The 4,571-nt window shown below is 55.5% G+C and carries 3 protein-coding genes; 1 reads left to right on the top strand and 2 read right to left on the bottom strand.

Features of this window, described 5'->3' with window-relative positions; all coding sequences use genetic code 11:
* Positions 1-33: 33 nt before the first annotated feature.
* Positions 34-570 (top strand): transposase, encoded by a 537-nt coding sequence (locus VSS37_RS20535; protein WP_324698249.1) that lies wholly within the window; start codon positions 34-36, stop codon positions 568-570.
* Positions 571-2,784: 2,214 nt separating this feature from the next.
* Here VSS37_RS20535 and VSS37_RS20530 read toward each other — a convergent pair.
* Entirely contained in the window at positions 2,785-3,606 is an 822-nt protein-coding gene (locus tag VSS37_RS20530) for a hypothetical protein (protein ID WP_046534996.1), read from the bottom strand.
* 34 nt (positions 3,607-3,640) lie between these two features.
* Positions 3,641-4,333 carry an NF038129 family PEP-CTERM protein gene (locus tag VSS37_RS20525; RefSeq protein ID WP_046534997.1) on the bottom strand — a complete coding sequence of 231 codons (693 nt, stop codon included), beginning with the start codon at positions 4,331-4,333 and terminating at the stop codon, positions 3,641-3,643.
* Positions 4,334-4,571 lie beyond the last annotated feature (238 nt).

Here is a 4,571-nt window from a genome sequence, read left to right as displayed (position 1 = left end):
GTGGCCTGTTCGGGGCCTTGAAGCGGAAGATTCGTGCCGGATAGACGAACCACCTCTGAGAAATCAAAGCAGGGTGAAATCAAGCTGGCCTGCGTCGACGAAGCAGGTTTCGCCCACGCGCAGCCGAATCGGAACGCCTGGACCGAAAAAGGAAAAGCTCACCTCATCACGGCCGAACGTGGCAAGCGCCTGAATGTGCTGGCGGCCTTGATATCGACCGGCGCGCTGTTCTCTGCCAGGTTCTGGGAAGCCGCGACCGACGCCGCATTGGCCGGTTTCCTCAGCCTGCTTCTTAACAGCGTCGGCGGTCCGCTGACGGTCATTCTGGACAAGGCTTTCATCCACAAGGCAAAGGCCATTCAGCCTGTGCTCGCTCTTCCGAAGCAACCGGGACCGACGCTGATGTTCCTGACTCCCTACAGCCCCGAACTCAACCGCATCGAATTGCTATTGCACAAAATGAAATATGAGTGGATGGCCTTCAAGGCCCGGACCGCCGAGAGGCTTCAGGCCGATGTCGGTAAAATCCTCGATGGCTTTGGCTCTGATTGTCGGATGACTTTTTGCTAGCCGCTTACTCAGAGACCTTGTCCTGGGAGTCGAGTCCATGCGATATCTGCGCAGCTGAATGAGTTGTGCATTAGGGAGTGCCTATGGGCCACGTAAAGGTGGCGGTACACCTCCTGTCCTTATCCATTGTCAGCTCGTCGGAAAAAGACAGATTACCAGTGCAGTCGCCGCTCCACCCTGTGAAGTTCGGCGGCAAGTACGAGCATTCCCTCATATGTGAAAAGTCAACACCGCAAGCCTCACCAAACCGCCAAGTACTGAAGAGTTTCACTATACTGCCGTGAGTAAACTCTGCGCTGCAACTGCCTGAAATATCACCCCTGTCGTTTGACAAACATTCAATGCCCATTGGCTCTGAAGAATACCCGCCAACCCAATCATAACGGTACGTACCGACATTGAGCACCCGGATTGAGAGAGTAAGGGAATGGGAACCGCATCCACAATAGTCAGCAGCAGCAGACGTCCGATTAGAGACACCGTTGGGTGCCGTAAACGAATTCGCTGGAACGCCGGCAGCCTCGCACACCGAAGGCTGACCATTGACTCTCATCTGCCTTGACACAAACTCAGTGCAGATCTCGCATGCGATTGGCCGGTCGACGATTGAAGCCCCTTGAACACGCTGCTTCAGAGTAGCCGAGTCTGTTTCACTGTTGCTGCAAAAATCCTTGACGTGCGCCTTGTGGAATGCACGGGCGATCCACCGAGCCGGATCCCAATCTGGAGTTCCCGTCCCGGAACTGCCGGGCCATGGCAGCGGCGGATCAGCGTAACTCGCCGGAGGAACGCTGTTGGTGGCGCTGTTCTTTTCAGATCCAACGAACACGCCTGGGTCTGTTAATCCGCCCTCAGCAAGGTCTGTCTCGCTCGGGAAAAGGATGCTCATAAGAGCGGCGTTGACGGTGATAGCCACGAGGTCGGTACGGATCTCGTCACCCAAGGCTGGTGATACGACATCGCCATAAGGACTCGCGGTTGTGTGTCTAGCTATAAGCGTGAGGAGCGCTGCTAAGAGCGGGTCTAGACCAAGACCGCGGAAGATCGCGCTGTTCGTTGCCCGTTGGTTGAAGCATTCGGAAATAGGATTACGCCGAGTTCCTGCTGCGGCCCCGAGGCTTCCCGAAATCATCCCCGTTGCGGCATAGACTTCGCGTAAACTGGAGGCACTACAGTCAAGAAAAAACTCGCGCTGGTCCACGTATTGGGGATCCTGGAGCAACTCGCTCGCATGTAAATCACCGATACCCCAGGGCTGCATAGGATAGCCAGGTTTCTCCCAAACGACGTCATGACTATGCCCGTAACTCATCAAGTCAGGTAGGTGCGTCTTGGATTCTGCACCATGAATCAGGCCCGATATCAGTCCCACTGCTAGCGCTCGCATTCTCCGATCGCTGTCATTAATAGCCGGAAACTGGGCAAAGGTCGGGTATCCCCATCGCTCCCACATGTGGCCAATGGCCCAAGCATCCTGTAAAAAGTGTTGGCCGATCGCTTCGAGCGAAAGCGCTTCTCTCTCACACTCGGTGCTCATTTCGTCGAGTAGTGACTTTGCCGTTGTGTACAGGGGACTTGACTGGAAGCTATCCGACAAGCGCTTACACTCGGCAGCCCTGGTCAAAGCGAGATTGTGATAGTAGATGAAGGTATTCTGAGACTGTGGAACGAAATGCGTGGAGTTCAGCAGTCCGAGGTGAAACTGAAACGTATGGCAAGTCACTGCGGTATCGAGTGCGCCCGACGTGGTCCCCGGAGGGCAAGTTTCATTCCCAGCTACCCAATCCGCGAGCGAATACGAGTGATCCGGCAGCCCTGCAAAGCCCGGAATCGTGTACGCCCGTATCCGCTTAGTATTAGCTGCAAGGAAGGGATAAGGATGAACTGTAGGAATCCCGACACCAGGAACGACGGCATCCTTGGTGTAAACGCTAAGTTTAAAAGGGTCGCTAGGATCCCTAGCCAAGCCAAGCGGGAGCCCGGACCTAAAAATCGCTTCTCGCAGCAACCTCGCGTGCTCATTGTCGTGGAAAGGTCGAGGTCCAGCCGAATAGATCCACCCCCAGATGTTTCGGGCCTCCATGGGGCCAGGACTGTCTTCAGACCCCGAGTCCCAGGCAAGTGCATTTGTTGGAATCAGTAGGGCGCCTACTAGCCAGATCAACAGTGTTGCACGGCAAAACAAGACGCTCATCGTAGCCCTCCGTCACCCGGTCAGCGCCGGCCTTTGTATTGCGGGAAGCAACTGCCATCATTGACGTAAACTCGCATCAATGTCGCGATCTGTGGCATGCCAGCGAGCCGCGCCGTTCTATACTGGGCGAAACACGCGGCGGGGCAGCAGGCGCTACTCTCTAACCATGGTGTGTTGGTGGCACATTGCGGAGCCGATCGAGCACAATCGTCCAGTTCTCTCTCACCCGGTTTCAGGCACGCGGTAATCCAGCCGGTGCAGGCCCCAACCGCTGTAATCGGGTCTCGCAGAGTTGCGTCTACCTGCAACGAGCCCTCGGCCAACCCTATAAGCACCGGCAAACCCGTGTCCGGATCTCTCGGAAGCGCGTCCAATTCCGCTAAGATCGGAGGCGGCCCGCCAAAGGAGACATACTTTCCGATGTCGGTACCTCTGCTCAGAACCTGGTAGGTATAGGAAAACTTCTCGCGACTAGGGTTAGCAAACTTGACCACCACAGAGACGCTTTGCCCGGCCTCAAGTCCTCCAGCAGCGACTGGCACCTTGACATAGGGCTTTCCGTCAGGCGTTGTGCCAGCGGCGTTGCTCAAGGTGACCGACGCGGGATCGATGCCCGTTATCACGTAGGAAATGGGACCCGGAATTGAGGTCGCCTGGCCTGACAGCCGCACCGTTGAGTCAAATGTGTTGGTACTCCGGTTATAGACGTAGCCGGAGCGTGTGAGGGTGACCTGACTGGTTACGTCCACCTGGGTGGCTTGGGCCCATGTCCACGTGGTCGCGGCCGAACCGGCCAAGGTCAGAATGAGCTTTACAAGTCCAAACCAGCTGCGTCGATTCATCACTGCACTCTCCTTCAGCGGCCTGCCTTGCGATTCATGCGTATTGCGAAAGGCTCTGCTCCGGTCGCCTATGCGGACCTGTCAGGGACTCCGCCCAGTCGTGATGCCTCCGTTGGCAAGACAGGCCGGCAAGAATCAGGCTTGCGAGCAGTAACGAGCCTGGTTCCGGCACTTGCTGCTGAACCTGAGCAACTGTCATTGTGACCTCACCACCCGATGCCAGGTAGGCGTTGGGTTCGCTGCCATCAATATCGAACTGAAGGAGCGCATCCGCGCCTGTTGGGGCATTTGTTGGGAATAGCGGCAGCAGAGTGTTCGGATCCAGCATAAAAATGGAGAAAGCATCGGGTACCGAACCGAAGTCGGGCGCATTCGCCGTCGCTGCGAACTGAAAAGCCAGCGTGTTCCCTAGCGTCATTTCGGTCAAGAGTTCATTGAAGAACTGGAAATCCGCCAATGTTACGGTACTCGGTAACGTACCGCTCACATCACCCGTAGGTGTTTGTAGGCCAAGTGACCCGTCGGTAAGAAAGCCCGAAATAACGACACTATTGGATGGTGTGCCACCGTCGAGGAAATCCAATGCCACTACTGCGTTGGTGCCGGCGATCACACTCGTATTTATCGACACGAAATACACGGTCGCACTTTGTGCCAACGGGGCAAACGACAGCGAACCCACGATAACCGTCAGCGCGGTAAGACTAAGACTTCTGCTTTTTTTCATGTTCTTCCTCTCCCTACTTATCTATGCCTTCTGTGAGTTGGTGATCTACAACTGCAAGTCTGTATATTAGAAGGTAGAAAGCGCGAGAGTACTAAAGTGGACCCTAAAGTCAAGACAAAAATGCGTTATGTTTAAGCTGCATCTGCGACTTCATTAGCAGCTGGACGGCGCTGCCCCGGTTTTGCCTTTGCCTTTGCCTTTGCCTTTGCCTTTGCCTTTGCCTTTGCCTTTGCCTTTG

The sequence above is a fragment of the Candidatus Thiothrix phosphatis genome (assembly GCF_035668035.1).
Taxonomy (GTDB): Bacteria; Pseudomonadota; Gammaproteobacteria; order Thiotrichales; family Thiotrichaceae; genus Thiothrix; species Thiothrix phosphatis.
Note: the sequence above shows the minus strand (reverse complement) of the source record. Positions and strands in the feature narration are given on the sequence as shown.

Bases quoted from the DNA above. Each gene is read 5' to 3' on its own strand.
- VSS37_RS20530 (WP_046534996.1), bottom strand. From the start codon at position 3,606: ATGAATCGACGCAGCTGGTTTGGACTTGTAAAGCTCATTCTGACCTTG.
- VSS37_RS20525 (WP_046534997.1), bottom strand. From the start codon at position 4,333: ATGAAAAAAAGCAGAAGTCTTAGTCTTACCGCGCTGACGGTTATCGTG.